This is a genomic window from Bacteroides sp. 51 (assembly GCF_010500965.1).
GTDB lineage: Bacteria > Bacteroidota > Bacteroidia > Bacteroidales > Bacteroidaceae > Bacteroides.
Map to the genome: position 1 here is coordinate 135,884 of NZ_QVMI01000001.1, position 17,165 is coordinate 153,048.

Consider the following 17,165-nt stretch of genomic DNA (forward strand, 5'->3'; position numbering starts at 1 on the left):
CACCATTACCGCCAACTCTAACCGGTCATTCTCCGAAATAGTAACAGCCTATGACAAACATGGAAACATGCAAGGGCTTAAACGCTATGGAAACACCGGTTCGTCAAATAAGTTAATAGATGATCTTTCATTCGGGTATATGGGTAATCAATTGAAGTATGTCAACGATGCCATTGCAGAAACAGCTGTAAACCAGAGTTTCCATTTCATGGACAAAAGCAAAAGTACCGGAAATGAATTCACTTATGACGGGAATGGCAACATGGTCACAGATAATAACAAAAACATTACCAATATTCAATATAATATTTTAAATTTGCCTAGGAAGGTGCAACTCTCTACAGGTGGGCTAGTTAAGTATACGTATGACGCCGCAGGTATTAAACATAACGTAACCCACCAAGGTGCAGGAGTAAACAAATCTACCGACTACTGCGGCACAGTGATCTATGAAAACGGGATACTCAACAAAATTCTGACAGAAGAGGGATATATCACTTTTGTTGGAACCACACCGACCTACCATTATTACCTGAAAGACCATTTAGGAAACAATCGTGTAGTATTGCATCAAAACGGTTCAACAGTAGAGCAGGTAAACCATTACTACCCTTTCGGCGGGTTATTTGACCAAACAGCCGAAACGCTACAAACCTACAAGTATAATGGCAAGGAACTGGACAGAACGTATGACATAGACTTGTATGATTACTCGGCCAGGTATATGGATGGTGCACTGGGAAGGTTTACGACGATGGATCCAATGGCGGAAAAGTATTATGGGATTAGTCCGTATGCGTATTGTGCGAATAATCCAATGAGGTTTGTGGATCCGACGGGAAAAGATATACTCGTATTAATATGGAGTTCCAATAATAATAGAAGTGGGCATGCTGGGATCGCCATCTCTAATTATAAGCAAGTTAATGTAACCGACTCAAACGGTAATATTGTACATGACGAAAATGGGAACCCACAAACTCAAATGGTGTCTGATGGAACTTACACATATCGAGATTTATGGCCAAAGGAGAGTATTTCGCTTCTTGATAGAACAATTACAAGTCAAGCTGATTATCAAAGCGGTAATATAACGTTAGATGACGCAATTAATAATGATGTCACAAACTTATTCACTTATGGGGAACCGGCTGATGGATTAATTAAGCTTGAAACAAATTATAATACAGACCAAAATGTAAATAAGAGTTTGAATGAATTTGAGCAAAAAAGAACTATATTTTCACCTGAAAGATGGAACTGCTCTACTTATGTGAAAGATGGAATTAATGCTTCAGGAGCAAATGTGTCAAGAGAAGAACCTATTATACCTGGTGTAACAGCCGTTACACCTAACAGGCTCTTTAGAGATACTAAATTATTGAAAAATGCGTCTGTCCTAAAAGAGCCAAATGTCGATTTAAATACCCCTTGGCTTCAAAGAAGGATTAGCTCATCAAAAAAATAATAAAGATATGAAGAAAGTGAATTTATTGACAATGTTTCTCTGTTGTATCATTCTAAGTGGATGTAGTCAAAATGAAACGATTCTGAGCAGAGAAGGAGTTCTGCAAGTAAATGTTAGGAAACATGTAAAAGAAGCGGATAGTTGTAGTTTTTATAAAGAAATTACAGATAAACAATGGATAGATGAGTTTATACTTAGAGTTTATAAAGGGAAACACGATCCTTTCAGACATTACTCTGGAACATATAATATCAATGTTATATATCCTGATACTACTGTTTATCTTGTCATTCAAGAGAACTATATAAAAACAAATCATAAAGCTGGCGCTTTTAAATCAGAATACGAACTATCTGATTTCTTAAAAAACAGTCTTTGTGATTAATTAGTGTCTTACACTAAAAAAGTTGACTAATTTATAACCTCTTTTAAAGTGAATTTTTATCAAGCAGCTACCATTCTCTAACGCGTGGTAGCTGCTTTCTTTCTACAAACCATTAAAAATCATCTATTATTCTGCAACATACAGAGAGCAGATCCACTTCACATAATACTGGTATCCCTAGGACATACCAGTATTATCTCCTAGGCATCTTATTGGTATCTCGTAGAGCTTTTACCACCTGCCGGAAGCCTTTTTAACCGAGCTTACTTTTCTTTAAATTTCTGCATGCAATTAACGCCTTTTTTACGTGCAAAACTTTAAAGTTTTACAGCAACGATATTCGAGCAAACACATAGCTTTGATTGATTACCCATCAACTTTCCCGATTGATTCGGCAAAAGGAAACAATGTTTTCTTGATATCTTTAGATTATTACGTAAATTTGCTCCTTTCACCAAGAAAGCATTATGGCACATCGTTTAAATACCAATAAGCAATTTATGATAGGCAACGGCATTCTGGCATTTGCCATCATCTTCGTCGTTGTCATCTTTGTCTATATGAGTTTCCGGCTAAAACGCCAACTGGATGCCGAGAGATATTACAATGAAACATACACCATTAGCCTCACAAAAGGATTTGTAGGAGATTCGCTAGCTATCTACATCAACGACAGCTTAATTGTCGAGAAACAAATTAGTGAAGAGCCTTTCACTATTGAAGTAGCCCGTTTTGAAGAGCAAAGCGCATTGATGATCGTAGACCAAAACACCGATAAACTATCGACATTCGACCTGAGCAACAAAGGGGGCACAGTTTCGCTGGTTAAGGAAGAAGATGGAATTAAACAGTTAGCACAATAATCCGGAAGTGGTGACAGCCACAGTTTAAAGAAAGGCTTCCGCCGGAAGCGAATAACGTTCACCATTAGGTTTTTCGAACCAAACGGTACTGTTTCCAGAAGTAGCATACTGTTCCAGAAGCAAGTTCAACCTTGTTCGGTAGCAATCGTCCATATTCTCGAATGTCTGGTCCCCGATTTGCGTAATCCGGTCACCAACAGTAATTGTCCGGGACAACTCCTTATCCCAAATAACTGTTATAATCAAATTTGAGCCGATTACACCACAGTTGGCTTTATTGCGGATATCTTTCCACTCACAATCTTTAAAAGGAATAAAACAATATCGTTTACGGGGATAATCAAGAATTATATCTCCCAAATCAGCCATCATAAATCCAATAGAAGTAGTAGGAGCCTCTTGTACCGGTATATTTCTCAAGGTATGTCCACCGAAATTAAATTCAGCAATCAATGCACGGAATTGTTTATGAAAAAGGATTTGCCCATGCAACCCTTTGAAATCAGCACCGTACCCCTCTTCTTCTTCCACAAAAGTCAACAGGTTTTTCTCTTTACACTGTTGATACGCTGCGCTATCAATCAAGATACGCGGGTATTCATTTCCGCTATCAAACAACAACTCGTCCGAAGCACCATTATTTAACCGAACCCAGCAATACGACTTTGAAAAGTCAGTAGCCATCTTCTTCCACTCCAGTTTTCCAGATGTTATACGACTTGCTTTATCGGCCAATATCATAAGCTTTGACTGGCTGTCGAACTTCACCACAAACTCTTTCAGGATATCGCCACCAATGATACCATCTACACCCGAACACCGGAAAAGCCGGGTGTTATTATCAAAGACCTGTGCCTGAAGAGCCTTTACCGGAATACCACCGATTCTCAGATGTTCTACAATGGCCAATGGCTGTTCATTGGTTATACTGTAAACATCTATCACCTTTCTTGTATCATCAGCAATAGACAATTGGCATTCATCTACAACCAAACGAGTCACTGAAGTGAAAGGACTTCCGGTATCCACTATAAATTTATATCGCATATTCTTTATGGATACTTCGATTACAGGAATACGTCCGTTATTCAAGCCCTTATACGGAATCTCTATATACAAGCCTTTGCTTTTACCTTGTCCACACAAACTAAAAACCATACATAGAGATAGAAGAATGAGGTAAATTCGCTTCATAACAGTTATAATTAAAAATCCGTTTTATATTTCTTCAATTCATTACGCAGTTCAAAAGCTTTATTATCTGTCACTGAGTTAAGCAAATCCCAGAAACGGTCGCTGTGATTCATCTCACGGGTGTGGCAAAGCTCGTGCAACAATACGTAATCAATTAAATCTTGCGGCAATAGAACAAGGAAATAAGAGAGGTTAATGTCTTTCTTAGTCGAGCAACTCCCCCATCGCCCACGACTGGAGTTGATCTTTACTTTATTATAGGGTAGATTATGTTTATTGGAGAGCATATAAAGTCGTGGAGGAAGGATTATTTTTGCATTCCGGCGCAAAGCCTCTTCAATTACTTTCCGCAGCCACTCCTGCAATCCCTCATCATCAAAGTTTGCCGTTGGCGGACAAATGATCTTCATCTCACCCAGTTCGGAGTGAGCCAGAAACTTATCGCGCTGGCCGGTAACCACTGACAACTTAAAGAAAGGAGTATCTATCCGAAAGTCCAGGTCAATCTTTTTATGTCTGGGTAACCGTTGTTGTGCTGCACGGAGCCTATGTCGCAAGGATTCAATGGCATTCTGTATTTCCTTATTGGTGGTACCGGGAGGCACAGTAACATAAATCGCATCCGGTTTGGTGCGGAAAGTCAAACGCCTGGCGCGCGGATTAACCCGCACAATCAGTTGTCCCAATTCTTTATCTTCAATTACTCCGATCATTATTAATTTTATATAAAATCCTGCCTCAGTCCAATGCGCCCCACGGTATACCGTAGGTAATAATTACCAACTGATCAGTCAATCAATATCCCTAAACATTTAACCCGAATCAAAAATACAGAGATTTATTGTATTGCACGTAGTTTTCACCCTACAATTTATACAAGACATTGAGAATCAACAAACTCATAAGCAAAATAAATATAAAGAATGAATCATCTCAACTCCCGGAAGCAAAGCATTGACGACTCCGGTTTGCTCCGGATTTGATACATTTTGCAGTTTAACTAAAGATTTTTTAAGCACAATGGTTGAATTTACATTTTTTGAATATCTTTGCATATCTTTTATTAATCCAATTATTCAGAATCTTATGAGAAGACTATCCATCACTTTAGTAGCCTTAGCACTACTACAATCGGGTGTTATGTTTGCACAAAAAAACGCGGAAAAAGGAGAAGAGTATCGTCGTAGTTCACTTTGTACCTATCTGATAGACGAAGGTGAAATGCCCAAAATTGATACTATAAAGCAAGCGTTTCTGGATGCCCCCATTCCAATCAAATATAACGACCACAATGTATGCGAACGTATATTTTCTGTAAATCTTGAAGGGCTTACCGACGAACATAGAAAAGCATTCGAGGCACATATGGCCCAATCTGGTGAAACCAATAAGCCTAAAAAGAAAAAAGGCGGATTTGGTGCTGCATTAGGAGGCTTGGGAAAAGACTTACTTAACGAAGCAGCCGGAGGAAAATCCGTCCTCGTAGACGATAAATCAAAACAAGACATTGAAATAGCTACATATAATTATCTGTTAGAACAGAAAATAGCCAAAGCATTGTTTGACAAATGGTTTATTGATGGAAACGGACAATTTACCGACGCATTGATGCGCGAACGTGGATTGTTTGATGCCTCGGCTTTAGACCTGCAAACTGCTCAGAGCAGCCTTGGCGGTATGGAAATATTAGCCACCGAAGGCGAAGAGTTGGTAAAAAACACATTTGTAGTTGTTTCCCGCTTCCGCTATATGAGCAAAGATGAAGTCATTGCCGAAGGACAAAGTTATGTTGCTACAGCAGGTGCATTAACAGGCAACTCTGAGGCAGCAGGTGCACTTAATGCATTAGGCGGACTTGGAGCTAAAGCTGCACTTGGCGAAGGATACTATGTAACAATCACTTCATATCTTTACCAACTTATCTGGAACGACGAGGTCAAAGCCAAATTATACGAGTTGTGGGATAATAAAGCACAGTATGACACAGCAGATTTCTTCGAACTGAAATACATCGGATCTGAAAGAGCACGCGCAGGAGTAAGAGCAGGTATGTTCACAAAGAAAACAGAAGAAGAATTGATCCGTATTGCTACCATCAATGCAACCGATGCCGTTTTAGCCAAGTTGGAAAAGAAGTATGAAACATTCCGCACAAAAACACCAATAGTCATTACAGAAAATGGTGAGATCACTGCACATATCGGCACTAAAGAAGATTTGAAAGGCGGCGATAAATTTGAAGTACTTGAGCGGATAATAGACAAAAAGACTGGGCTGGAAACTCATCAAAGGGTAGGTACCATCAAAGTAGCTAAAGGTAAAATCTGGAATAACATATACATGGCATCCGACGATGAAAACGCAACTACTGACAGCAATGGATTGACTGCTACCGTATTTGAAGGAAATGCAAAAAGTTTCCGTAACGGAATGCTTATCAGACAGCTAGATTAATCATCATTATATAATCCAGTAAATTGATAATATGCTTCAATGGCGTATTATCAATTTGCATTTTAATACAACAGAATGAAACGTATATTATTTATTGTAACCATTTTGGCTTTGAGCTTTGGCTATGCATCGGCACAAAAGAAAGCAAAGCGACAAGCCGACGAAGCCACTATGTCGTGGAATTATGAGATTGAACAGGTAGCTACCGGAAAAAAAGGAAGCGTAATTGTTAAGATCTGGACCATATCGTCCAAACCAGAAGTAGCTGCCGACCAAGCCAAGAAGAATGCTGTGCATGGCATTATTTTTAAAGGTGTACCCGAGAAAGATCGCCTTCCTTCAAAACGCCCATTGATGAAAGATGTTAATGGTTATGAAGAGAACAAAGCCTTTTTCGATGAATTCCTATCAAACGGAGGCGCTTATATGCGCTTTGTAACACTTACAACAAACGGCGTACTTGATGCCGGCGACCTGCTTAAAATCACTAAAAAGGAATATAAGGTTGGCGTACAGGTAACTGTTAACTATGATGAGTTACGCAAATACCTCGAACAAAGCGGAGTTATCAAGAAACTCGATTCAGGTTTCTAATTGATCCTGACTACAAATTATAACAACATATAACAAAAAATTCCTCAATTCAATTATACAATGAGAACAAGAATAATCCTATCCATAATCTCTATCTTCTGCTTTTCTGTATTATCTTTCGGACAAGCTAAAAAGCCCACATTGATGGTAGTGCCAAGTGACAATTGGTGTGCTACTAATGGTTATATGACTACTGTTGACATGCAGGGAGCCATCGAACAATTCCCCGATTATGAAAATGCACTGTTGAACAATAACCTGACATTTGCCATCAGTAAGATCGGCGAATTGATGAGTTCGCAAGGTTTCGATTTACAAGACTTGGGCATGGTTATGAAGAATCTCCGCAATGATGCCGTTCTGGATGATGTAACAAGATCTTCCGAAGGTAATGACCTTGCTGAAAACGCACGGGAAAGATTAATGAGAGTAGCCAAAGCCGACATCATCATTCAACTGTCGTATCACATTAACAAAGTAGGCCCTAAATATTCGTTAACCTACAACATGCAAGGAATCGATGCTTATACTGAAAAGCAAATAGCTGCTGCATCGGGCACAGGAGAGCAAATCTTTAGCGGAGAGTTTTCTATGCTACTCGAAAAGAGCATTGTAGAAAACATTGGCGGCTTCCAGGGGCAATTTCAGGACTACCTGGATAAGCTTCAGGAGCAAGGTAGAGAGGTAAGACTTGAGTGTAGAGCATGGAATGGCAATGAAATCAATTTCGAATCGGATTACGGTGGCGAAGAGCTTGGATTCCTTATCGAAGAATGGATGGCCGATAACACCGTACAAGGTCGTTTCTCTACGGATGATGCCAGCGAAAACAGAATGACTTTCAGCCAGGTACGCATTCCATTGGTAAACGAAAGAGGACGGGCGGTCGACACACGCCTTTGGGCAAACGGCCTTCGTCGTTGGCTGAAGGAGAAATACAGCATTGAGGCTAAGCTTTACATCAAAGGTTTAGGGAAAGCGATTATAATGGTTGGAGAGAAGTAAACGGACCCCAAAAACCAAAATGACATGATAAAAAGAATCATATTATTTGTAGCTATCGTATTGAGTTTCAACTCTATATCGTCAGCACAAAATACACTTTCGTCGAAAGACATGATTGGCATTACACCGATGCTCAGTTCTTATCTGGAGCTTCCAAGTGATGCCATACGCTCTCTTGAACTAAAACTGACGCAAATAGCGACTCAGAACGGGTTCGGTTCTTATTCCGGACAATTTGTATTGACCTCGAACGTTGTGCTTATTAATAAAGAGGCAACAGCCACGGCTCCCGTGCAACATCTGGTTAATCTTGAGGTTTCGTTCTTTGTAGTCAATGTACTGGAAAACGTGATTGTTGATGAGATGTCGTATACCGTACAAGGGATAGACCGGCTGGAAAACAAAGCCTTTATCCGGGCTATTAACGAGATCAAGCCTAAAACTGTTCAGGTACGCACGTTCATGAACAATGTACGCGAACAGATTATTACTTACTACAACACCCGCATTCCGGCATTGATTTCCAAAGCGAAAGGGCTGAGCGACCGTACCGAATACGATGAAGCCCTGGCGGTGTTGGCTTCCATACCCGAAGCTGTAGACCAGTACCCGATGGTTGCCGAACAGATGGTAGCGATTTACCAGAAGAAGATAGACCGTGAAGCCAGCGCTGCATTGATTGAAGCTAAGGGATATATGACTTTGGGCGACTATGAAAACGCCATGTATTACATAGCCAGTGTTGACCCCAACAGTTCGAAGTTTAAAGAAGCGCATGCCATGTTAAACCAGATCAAGGCCCAACTTACTGCTCAGCAAGCCGAAGCGAAGGAAAAAGAAATCCAGGAGATGGAACAGGCTATGAAGAGATACGACGATGCGGTTATGCTCGAAAAGATGCGCATCCAATCGGCACAGAAAGTGGGCGTAGAATCGGCCAAGTCGCAAGCTTCGCTTTCACAGAGTTTAAACAAATGGTTTTTCGGGAAATTTAAATAATTACGACCTATGAGAGTTTGTCCAAGATGTAAAGAAGAGATGCCGGTTTTATCGAAGATATGCCCGGGCTGCGGATATTTTGATGAAAGCGATGAAGACAGCTACACCCCTACGGAGTTTGCCAACATTCTTGAGAAAATACTATTCGAGATAAAGAGAATACCCGAGCCATCATTCCTTAAGGGCATGAGCCAGCTTACGTTTATTATCTTTCCACTGTTAACGGTCTTCATGTTTGCCCTGGCACTGATCTCCGAAGCCGGATTGTTTTGGATTTTAGGTGCGCTTTTCCTGATCTTCAGCATTATTGCATTGGTGAAGAAAAGCAAAGGAACGCTTGGAAACGATAAGTTCAACAAGCAGTTCAAGGAAGAGAAACATGCCTTCGAATACTATCAACGCATTGCTATCCGCGATTTTGGTAAATCAAGGGAAGTAAGCAAGTTGGCGAACGAGATCGAGGGAATGATTCTGGATATTGAGCAGAAAAGAAAGAAAGCGTCAACACAGAATATGCTGATCTGGGCAGTCATCCTTATCGTTGTGGTTGTACTTGCCAGTGGCGGAACGTTCCAGATGGACCGCGCGCTCAACAAAGTAGAAGACACTGTAGAGGAGGCAATGCAGAAAGGAAGTGAATCATGGCAAAGCGCTATTGATGAGCTAAAAGGCATGTCCGATTCGGATTTTGGCGTAGAACAGAAACGCATAGATATCACACAAATGATTCTCGAAGCAAACGCGCCCGAGGCAGCCGAAACATTCTTTGTTGACTACTGCATGGGAAACCGTATGGACTTTGAAGCTGCTTCGCTGATCGTGAACTACTACAAAGGTAAAGGGGAGACGGAGAAAGCCACGCAGTTTATTGCGAAATGCTCTAAAATGAGATACAGCTCTGATCTCAAGAAGTTAAAGAAAATAATAGAATAACCAAAAACACATGAATTATGGCAATATTTGGTTTTGGAAATAAGAAAGAAGGCGGAGTAATGGATGTTATCCGCTGTGACGAAGAAAACTACTTGATATGGAAATGGTCGCCTTCCGGTATGGAAAGCCGCAAGGAAAACGCCATTCGCTATGGAAGTAGCCTCAGAGTAAAAGATGGCGAAGTAGCTGTTTTCGTATATAAGCAGGCTAACGGAACCATGCAGGATTATATAGAAGGTCCATTCGACCAAACCATAAAAACGGCCAACTTTCCTGTGCTGACAAGCATTGTAGGTAGTGCCTTTGGTGGAGAATCTCCGTTTCAGGCCGAGATTTACTTTATCAACCTGGCCAAAAACATCAGTCTTGCAACCTCTACCTACATTACAGGAATCAGCGATGTACGTTTCAACAGTTTCAAGGTGCCGGTAACTGTGAAAGGGAAACTTATCTTCAACATAACTGATTATAAGGAATATATCAAGATCAACCGGATGCGTAACTACGATCTGGCGCAGTTAAAGGAAGATACAAAGGAAAACATTCAAAGCTATCTGACCGCCGCGATTAAGAAGGTGACCAAGCAGCAGAATATCTCGATGACGGAACTGGACGGTAGTACGGAAGAGGTTACGCTTCAAGTACGCGATCAGGTTATGAGAGAGATGAGTGATATTTTCGGATTGAATGCAAAATCGTTCGTTGTTTCGGCCATTATACCCGACGAAACCTGCCAGGATTATATCAAGCTGACCGAGTCTTTGCAGTCGGCCGAGCTTACTGCCAGAGATACGGACAGTTACGTCTTGAACAAAAACAAGATTGATTTACAGGATATTGGCGCTAAGAACACAGAAGAAGCGCTTCGTATTCAACGTGAAGAAACCCAACGCAGCCAGCGTCTTCAAACCGAGACTGCTTTCATCGGAGCACACCAGCTCAACCAGCAGGCCGATGTGGCTAAAACTGCCGCACAGAGCCTGGGCGAGCTTGGAGGCAGTGGTGGAATGGGCATGGGTGGCGACGGAGGATTCAATCCGGCTGCCATGATGACCGGTATGGCCATGGGTGGCGCCGTAGGCAGCAGTATGACCAATATGATGTCGGGCATGACGCAAGGCTTAAACACCCCACAACCTCCCCAGCCTCCGCAGGGAGCGATAGCAGCATATCACATTGCGGTTAACGGACAGCAATCGGGTCCTTACTCGGTCGATCAACTCCGCCAGCTGATGAGCAATGGTGCCTTCACCAAAGACACTTACGTATGGAAAAACGGTATGCCGGGATGGGATTTTGCCGGTAATGTCGTGGAATTGGCTGTGCTTTTCGCCCCCGTTCCTCCTCCAATACCAGGAAGCACACCGCCGCCTCCGCCAATGTCTAATATGTAATTTACTGAATAAAACGAACTACTATGAGCGATTCGAATCTATCTATCGAGAAAATGGTAGAAATGGCTATGGGATTCTCCATGGGATCATTGTTTGCCAAAAGCATGAACGATGCATACGCCAATAGTGCGGCCAGAGTAAATAACGATCAGCTAAACCAGCCTCCCCGGTTCCTGCATGCCATTATTGACGGCAAGCAGCAAGGGCCATTCAGCGAGGGCGAGGTGTTGGCTTTGATTCAGCAAGGTAGCATTACACAAGATAGTTACATCTGGAAACCAGGCATGCCCGAGTGGAAAAGGGCAAGCGAGGTAGATCAGATGAAACCATCATTCAACACACAGGTTCCCGAACCGCCAAAAGAATAAACGCGTATGAAATTGAATCTATTTTTAAGCATCATTGCGGTTGTGGTTAGCGGATTGGTTTTCTATGGGCTTTACGAAGTGAACAACGAAAAACTGATTTATCCTATCACGGCAACTGTGGTGAACGTGGCGCTACTCGTTTTTACGATGGGCGTATCGTTCGAAGGCTATCCCCGAAGTACAACGATGGCAAAGACAAGCACCGGTATTTTCTGGTTCATTGCCTTGGTCATGAACGTCTTGTTTGTGGTTTTTGAAGCACCCAATGTGGTGCTGATTATTACCAACGTATTATTGCTATCCATCTGCGCAGCGGTTGTATATGGAATACTTAAGTCGAAACAATAATTAGCTGCCATGATGAAAAAACATATCATTTTATCGCTCTTTCTATGCCTGTGCGCAGCCTTTGTCAGTCTGTCCGCTCAGGAAAAGGTGGTAGATAAGAGCGCCAAGAAACGCCCGGTATGGGCATCGGGCTCGGCTCAGGACTATATTATTGGCTTTGCCACGGCAGGCGATCTGGAAACAGCCAAGAACCAGGCGTTGGAAGACGTACGGAAACAGATTATCCGCGCGGTGGCCGAGAACATATCGTTCGCTTCGCAAGGGTCGACACAACAGAAGATGGAGAACAGCGACATTACGATGTTTGTCGACAACTTCGAGTCGAAGTACAAAACGCAGGCCGCTTCGCTTCCGTATATCACCGGTATCTCTTCGTCGAAGATAGAGGAATCGTACTGGGAAAAGCTTCAGGACAAGCAAACGAAGGCCATTTCGTACCTTTACAGCGTGAAGTACCCGCTACCAGCGGGCGAGCTACGGAAGATGATCCTTGCTTTCGAGAAACAAGACCGGGAGATGTACCAAAAGTACACCGAGCTTGAGAAACAGTTGACCCAGGTGTCTTCGCTCGAAGAAATTGACGGGCGTATCGCCGAGCTTAACCCTTTGATAGAGTATTTCTTCGATGACGTCCGGAAAAACGCAGCACGATCGTTGCAACAGCGTTACAGGGATCTTTATAAGAACATCTCCTTCAAGGTGTTCTCCAACAAGTTGGGCGATCATCGCTTTGGGCTTGTGTTGAACGGACGGCCGATCTCTACCTCGCAACGGATTCAGGTTAAGTCGGACGACATATACGACGTGAACGTAGAACCAACAGGCGATGAAATCGTCGTTAAATACCAGTTCGATGGTGCCGAATACGACCGGATGAACGAGGTAACGGTCAACGTTAAGATGGGTGGAAGAACCGTACCCCATAAGTTTTCCTTCATCGTGCGCAAAGCCGGGATAAAACTGTATCCGCAAAAAACGGTTTACCTGACGGCTGCAACAAAGAACGATTCCATCGTGGGGTTGATCAACATCCGCATCCCGATGAAGTCGGAATATAGTACGCCTTACACCATCCGGAACATCACGCTAACCGTTCCCGGACTGGCTAATCCTCTTTTCATAGACGGCATTAACTTCACCTCCAGTCGCAAAGAAGATACGTTTATTCTTGACTATGACGACGAAATGGAAGTGCTCCGCCTCTTGAAAGGCCAGATGGACATGGTGAAGGGAAGCATGGATATAGAGATTCCAGCCGAGGAGATAGATACACGTATTGATTTCTCGCTACCGGTCAAGACGAACTGGTAAGTTATTTAGAATCAATACGCTAAAGAAAATGAGCGGAAATACGCGGAATTAATTAATCCTGTGTATTTCCGCTCATTCCGTTTCGTAAGGTGCCACTCCCAAATGCTACTGGCATTCAAGTAAAATGCTACTGGCATTTGAGCCGGATGCTACTAGCAATTGAACTGAATGCTACTGGCATTTGAAACGAATGCTACTAGCATTTAAAACGGATGAAAGGGCAATGCCATTAAGTAAAGCAAGTGATTAACCGTAGGGGCGGTTCGCGAACCGCCCGAAAATGGTTTTCTGTATATTCCTGTATATTGGGCGGTTCGCGAACCGCCCCTACAGTTAATCATTAACTTTACCTCAACACAAAATAAATAGCTTAGGTTAATGATATTAGGGGATAAAGGGTGGACGTTATTAAATCACTTTCATCTAAAAAACCGCACACCCTGTTCGATTCCGAACAGTACGGGAACAAAGGTATGCACTATAAATCAGCCAATTAGAGTTTTGGCACAGTTCTTGATCCATCATAACCAGAAAAAAAACAGATAAAATAACCGAATCAGATGCAACCTTTTTTTCGAAGGTAACGTCTAACTTACAAAGAAACTCTAAAAACATCAAAAATATGAAAACAAGAACAATCCTTCTGACAGCAATCTTACTGACCGTTCTCACCACAAGCAGCCGCTGCATAAACAACCGCGAGGTTATAACCGGTAGCAAGAACTACATTACACGAGATTATAAAGTAGCCGACTTCGACAAACTCAATCTCGGCACAGTAGCCGACGTTTACTATACACAATCCGCAGATGATAGCTGGACACTTCAAGTCTACGGCCCGGACAATATCGTCGAACTCGTCAATGTCGATGTGAAGGACAATACACTTATCGTCAATATGAAGAAGAAAGGTGTTAAAAAGGCCAACCTGAAAATAAACATTTCTTCTCCCAACCTGCAACACGTCAGAACCCACGGCGTAGGCAACTTCAATATCAAAGAAAAGTTTGAAACAACCAACTTCACCCTTAGAAACGAAGGCGTAGGAGGAATAAAGATCAACGACATCATGTGTACAGACCTCGATATACGTTCCGAAGGCGTAGGAAATGTCTCCATCAAAGGCCAGGCAGAAAAAGCGAGCCTCATCACACAAGGAGTAGGAAACATTGATGCCGACGAACTGAAAAGCGACACCGTAGTGGCCACTGCGGATGGCGTAGGAAGCATCTCATGCTACGCCAAACAATCCATCAATGCCAAAGTAAACGGCGTAGGAAGCATTTCTTACAAAGGAAACCCGGCCGACAAACAAGTAAGGAAAAACGGTATAGGAAGCATTAAACAAAAATAAATAATAAAAAGGAATTGACTTATGAAAAACTTATTTGTACATGTTCTGATAGCAGTATTGATACTAGGTACAACCACTGCTTGCGCGCAAAACCGTGTAGTAGGAAGTAAGAAATACATCACCAAAGATGTAAACGTAGAGAGTTTCCAACACATCGCCATACTTGGAAGCGTAAACCTGATCTACACACAAACCGAAGGTGGTAAACCTCAGATAGAAATCTACGGATCGGACAACATCGTTCCACTCATAGAAACTTCTGTAGAGCACAACACGCTTACCGTGAAATACAAAAGCAATACCAGCATTCAAAACCCCGGCAAACTGGAAGTCAGAGTGGCTGCACCAGCCGTAGAAAGCATGAGAATAACCGGATCGGGAGATATCTCCATTCCAAACGGACTGTCAACATCGGACCTGACGCTTAAAGTCACCGGATCGGGCGACCTTTACGGAAAGAAAATCACCTGCAACAACCTCGACGTAAGCGTATCGGGATCAGGAGATATCGGTCTAAACAACATAAAAGTAACGAATGTCAATGCCACCGTCAGCGGATCGGGCGATCTTCAACTCGATGGAACAACCGTAAATGCCTCCTACCGCGTATCGGGATCGGGAGACATCACAGCCCATAAACTCGTAGCCGACGATGTGGAAGCCACCGTTAGCGGATCGGGCAACGTTACATGCCACGCCGTGAAAACACTGAAAGGAAAAGTAAGTGGCAGCGGCGATGTAGGTTACAAAGGAAACCCTGAAATCTCATTCTCTAAGAAAGGACTCAGAAAACTATAAATTCTCTTTTCACGCTCAACGGCCTAAACCGGACACAACAAGAAAGGGCTACTGCATCACGCGGTAGCCCTCTATTTAGTTAGTCATTAATAGAAATTTGAGAGAATTGAAACTTCACAGCCTCAAGTCGTTTTAATTAAGCACACTAACTATATATTTAAAGCAAATGAAAATTCATTTATGAATGCTTCCGGGTCATCGACTTCGTTAGCGTCGATATAAACTCGGGCTTAATCTTACCCGTAAAGTTTATAATCGCAAAACGGTCTTCTTCTACCATCAGCATGATCAATTCTACGATTGACCCTCCCCGCTTCCTTACAACAATCTGACAATTCTCATTCTCGTCCTCATAAGAAAGATAGGGCTCAAAGCGCTTGGAATGATCCTGTGCCACCTTCAGGGCTTTCTGAAAATAGCTTTCCCCGTTTGCTTCGGAAGAAAGTATCTGCATGCTCTTCAGGTTGGAGATGATTTCCAATATATCTTCGTTCTTTTCCGTGTCACTATTAAGTATCTCTCCCATCATTTTGGGACTTATCGTAACGCGGGTGAGCGTTGAATCTGCTTCGTTCTCTTCCAGAAAGATCGAAGTAAAATCCTGGGCCGACAAAAGAACCGGCAACAGAAATACCCAATACGTCAAAAGAACTCTTTTCATTGTTCGTTTATCATTTCAGTATCCCGCACATCCAACTGTAGGCTATCCACCGGATACTGATCTTTCGATTTATTCATACCCTCAGACAACATCATTAACGCAGAAGAAACTTGTTTATAAGCCACTTCGGGGTCATCGCAGGTATCTGTATAGGCGTCGTAATTATAATCCAACGCATTCTTATCGTCAAAGAACGACTGTTGCAGAATACTTCCGAAAGAAAGTACCACAGCAATCATAGCCGCAGCTTTAAACAGCGGAGCCAAACGGGATACGAACGTAATTCGCTTTGCCTTTACCACCGGAACTTCTATCTGCGACAGGATTCGCTGTTCAAAATCATCGCTGATCTTTATCTGCTGCTGTTCCAACTGATAGACAAACAGATCTTTGTAACGGAGCAAGTGCGCAGGAACCTCGCCTGCAAAGAAAGAACGCAACTCGTCTTCCTCTTGCAAAGAAGTCTCACATTGCCAGTAGCGTTCTAGTAGCTGCTCTATGTACTTATAATCCGTATTCATCTATTTGTGTATATTGCTGTTTAACCTTTTGTCTTGCCCGGAAAAGATTCACTTTCACCTGCTCTTCCGTTAAGTTCAACACTTTGGCAATTTCCTTATAACTCTCTCCTTCAATATCCCTCATCTGCATGACGAGACGCTGTTTCTCAGGAAGTTCATTAATCAGGCGATGGATAATCTGCATTCGCTCCTCGCCCACCAACTTATCATAAGGTCCTGATGCAACAGAAACTTCTTCGATTTCGGAAGTGATTCCTACATTCTGCGCCTCCTTCTTCTGGCTGCGATCAATGGCCAGATTCCTCGCGACAGTCATGCAATATGCTTCTATCGACCCGAACTGCGACCACTCATCCCGCTTATTCCAGACCCGTATCATGGTGTCTTGCACAATATCCTCGGCCTCGGCTCTGTCGAAGGTAATCCTCAACGCTAACCGAAAGAGCTTATCTTTGAGCGGAAGTATATCGTCGCGGAAGCTGATTTCTTGCATCTCTATAAATAATGACGGGTGA

19 protein-coding genes are annotated in these 17,165 nt (G+C 42.5%); 14 read left to right on the top strand and 5 right to left on the bottom strand.

Going from position 1 to position 17,165, the window contains the following annotated elements:
• From D0T87_RS00425 to D0T87_RS00435, 3 genes are all read left to right on the top strand, one after another.
• Nucleotides 1-1,468, top strand: a 1,468-nt coding sequence (locus D0T87_RS00425) for an RHS repeat domain-containing protein (protein ID WP_163171739.1), incomplete at its 5' end; no start/stop codon positions are given.
• Nucleotides 1,469-1,475: 7 nt separating this feature from the next.
• Complete coding sequence (locus D0T87_RS00430; protein ID WP_163171740.1) at nt 1,476-1,853, top strand: hypothetical protein; 378 nt, start codon at nt 1,476-1,478, stop codon at nt 1,851-1,853.
• Between the two features lie 467 nt (nt 1,854-2,320).
• Nucleotides 2,321-2,716 (top strand): hypothetical protein, encoded by a 396-nt coding sequence (locus D0T87_RS00435; RefSeq protein WP_163171741.1) that lies wholly within the window; start codon nt 2,321-2,323, stop codon nt 2,714-2,716.
• Nucleotides 2,717-2,740: 24 nt separating this feature from the next.
• Here D0T87_RS00435 and D0T87_RS00440 read toward each other — a convergent pair whose 3' ends face one another.
• Both D0T87_RS00440 and D0T87_RS00445 read right to left on the bottom strand, forming a co-directional pair.
• Nucleotides 2,741-3,910, bottom strand: coding sequence for a retropepsin-like aspartic protease (locus D0T87_RS00440; RefSeq protein ID WP_163171742.1), 1,170 nt, complete (start codon nt 3,908-3,910; stop codon nt 2,741-2,743).
• A gap of 11 nt (nt 3,911-3,921) precedes the next feature.
• Nucleotides 3,922-4,623: a SprT family zinc-dependent metalloprotease gene (locus D0T87_RS00445; RefSeq protein ID WP_163171743.1), complete on the bottom strand. Its 702-nt coding sequence runs from the start codon at nt 4,621-4,623 to the stop codon at nt 3,922-3,924.
• A gap of 373 nt (nt 4,624-4,996) precedes the next feature.
• Here D0T87_RS00445 and D0T87_RS00450 point away from each other — a divergent pair, with 373 nt between their 5' ends.
• From D0T87_RS00450 to D0T87_RS00500, 11 genes are all read left to right on the top strand, one after another.
• Complete coding sequence (locus D0T87_RS00450) at nt 4,997-6,364, top strand: hypothetical protein (protein WP_163171745.1); 1,368 nt, start codon at nt 4,997-4,999, stop codon at nt 6,362-6,364.
• Between the two features lie 75 nt (nt 6,365-6,439).
• Nucleotides 6,440-6,958, top strand: a complete 519-nt coding sequence (locus D0T87_RS00455) for a hypothetical protein (RefSeq protein WP_163171747.1) — start codon at nt 6,440-6,442, stop codon at nt 6,956-6,958.
• Between the two features lie 60 nt (nt 6,959-7,018).
• Nucleotides 7,019-7,963, top strand: coding sequence for a DUF6175 family protein (locus tag D0T87_RS00460; RefSeq protein WP_203558569.1), 945 nt, complete (start codon nt 7,019-7,021; stop codon nt 7,961-7,963).
• Between the two features lie 24 nt (nt 7,964-7,987).
• Entirely contained in the window at nt 7,988-8,962 is a 975-nt protein-coding gene (locus tag D0T87_RS00465; RefSeq protein WP_163171749.1) for a hypothetical protein, read from the top strand.
• Nucleotides 8,963-8,971: 9 nt separating this feature from the next.
• Complete coding sequence (locus D0T87_RS00470; protein ID WP_163171751.1) at nt 8,972-9,895, top strand: hypothetical protein; 924 nt, start codon at nt 8,972-8,974, stop codon at nt 9,893-9,895.
• A gap of 17 nt (nt 9,896-9,912) precedes the next feature.
• Complete coding sequence (locus D0T87_RS00475; protein WP_163171752.1) at nt 9,913-11,289, top strand: SPFH domain-containing protein; 1,377 nt, start codon at nt 9,913-9,915, stop codon at nt 11,287-11,289.
• A 23-nt stretch (nt 11,290-11,312) separates the two neighbouring features.
• Nucleotides 11,313-11,657: a DUF4339 domain-containing protein gene (locus tag D0T87_RS00480; protein WP_163171753.1), complete on the top strand. Its 345-nt coding sequence runs from the start codon at nt 11,313-11,315 to the stop codon at nt 11,655-11,657.
• A gap of 6 nt (nt 11,658-11,663) precedes the next feature.
• Nucleotides 11,664-12,005 carry a hypothetical protein gene (locus D0T87_RS00485; RefSeq protein ID WP_163171754.1) on the top strand — a complete coding sequence of 114 codons (342 nt, stop codon included), beginning with the start codon at nt 11,664-11,666 and terminating at the stop codon, nt 12,003-12,005.
• A gap of 9 nt (nt 12,006-12,014) precedes the next feature.
• On the top strand, nt 12,015-13,316 hold the full coding sequence (locus D0T87_RS00490) for a hypothetical protein (protein WP_163171755.1): 1,302 nt from the start codon (nt 12,015-12,017) through the stop codon (nt 13,314-13,316).
• Nucleotides 13,317-13,938: 622 nt separating this feature from the next.
• Nucleotides 13,939-14,670, top strand: a complete 732-nt coding sequence (locus D0T87_RS00495; protein WP_163171756.1) for a head GIN domain-containing protein — start codon at nt 13,939-13,941, stop codon at nt 14,668-14,670.
• Nucleotides 14,671-14,691: 21 nt separating this feature from the next.
• Nucleotides 14,692-15,468, top strand: coding sequence for a head GIN domain-containing protein (locus D0T87_RS00500; protein WP_163171758.1), 777 nt, complete (start codon nt 14,692-14,694; stop codon nt 15,466-15,468).
• Between the two features lie 178 nt (nt 15,469-15,646).
• Here D0T87_RS00500 and D0T87_RS00505 read toward each other — a convergent pair whose 3' ends face one another.
• The 3 genes from D0T87_RS00505 to D0T87_RS00515 are packed head-to-tail and all read right to left on the bottom strand — an operon-like array spanning nt 15,647 to nt 17,143.
• Complete coding sequence (locus tag D0T87_RS00505; RefSeq protein WP_163171760.1) at nt 15,647-16,129, bottom strand: DUF4252 domain-containing protein; 483 nt, start codon at nt 16,127-16,129, stop codon at nt 15,647-15,649.
• Nucleotides 16,126-16,650 (bottom strand): hypothetical protein, encoded by a 525-nt coding sequence (locus D0T87_RS00510; protein ID WP_163171762.1) that lies wholly within the window; start codon nt 16,648-16,650, stop codon nt 16,126-16,128. Before D0T87_RS00510 ends, D0T87_RS00505 begins: the two co-directional genes overlap by 4 nt.
• Nucleotides 16,634-17,143 (bottom strand): RNA polymerase sigma factor, encoded by a 510-nt coding sequence (locus tag D0T87_RS00515; RefSeq protein ID WP_163171763.1) that lies wholly within the window; start codon nt 17,141-17,143, stop codon nt 16,634-16,636. Before D0T87_RS00515 ends, D0T87_RS00510 begins: the two co-directional genes overlap by 17 nt.
• Nucleotides 17,144-17,165: the final 22 nt, after the last annotated feature.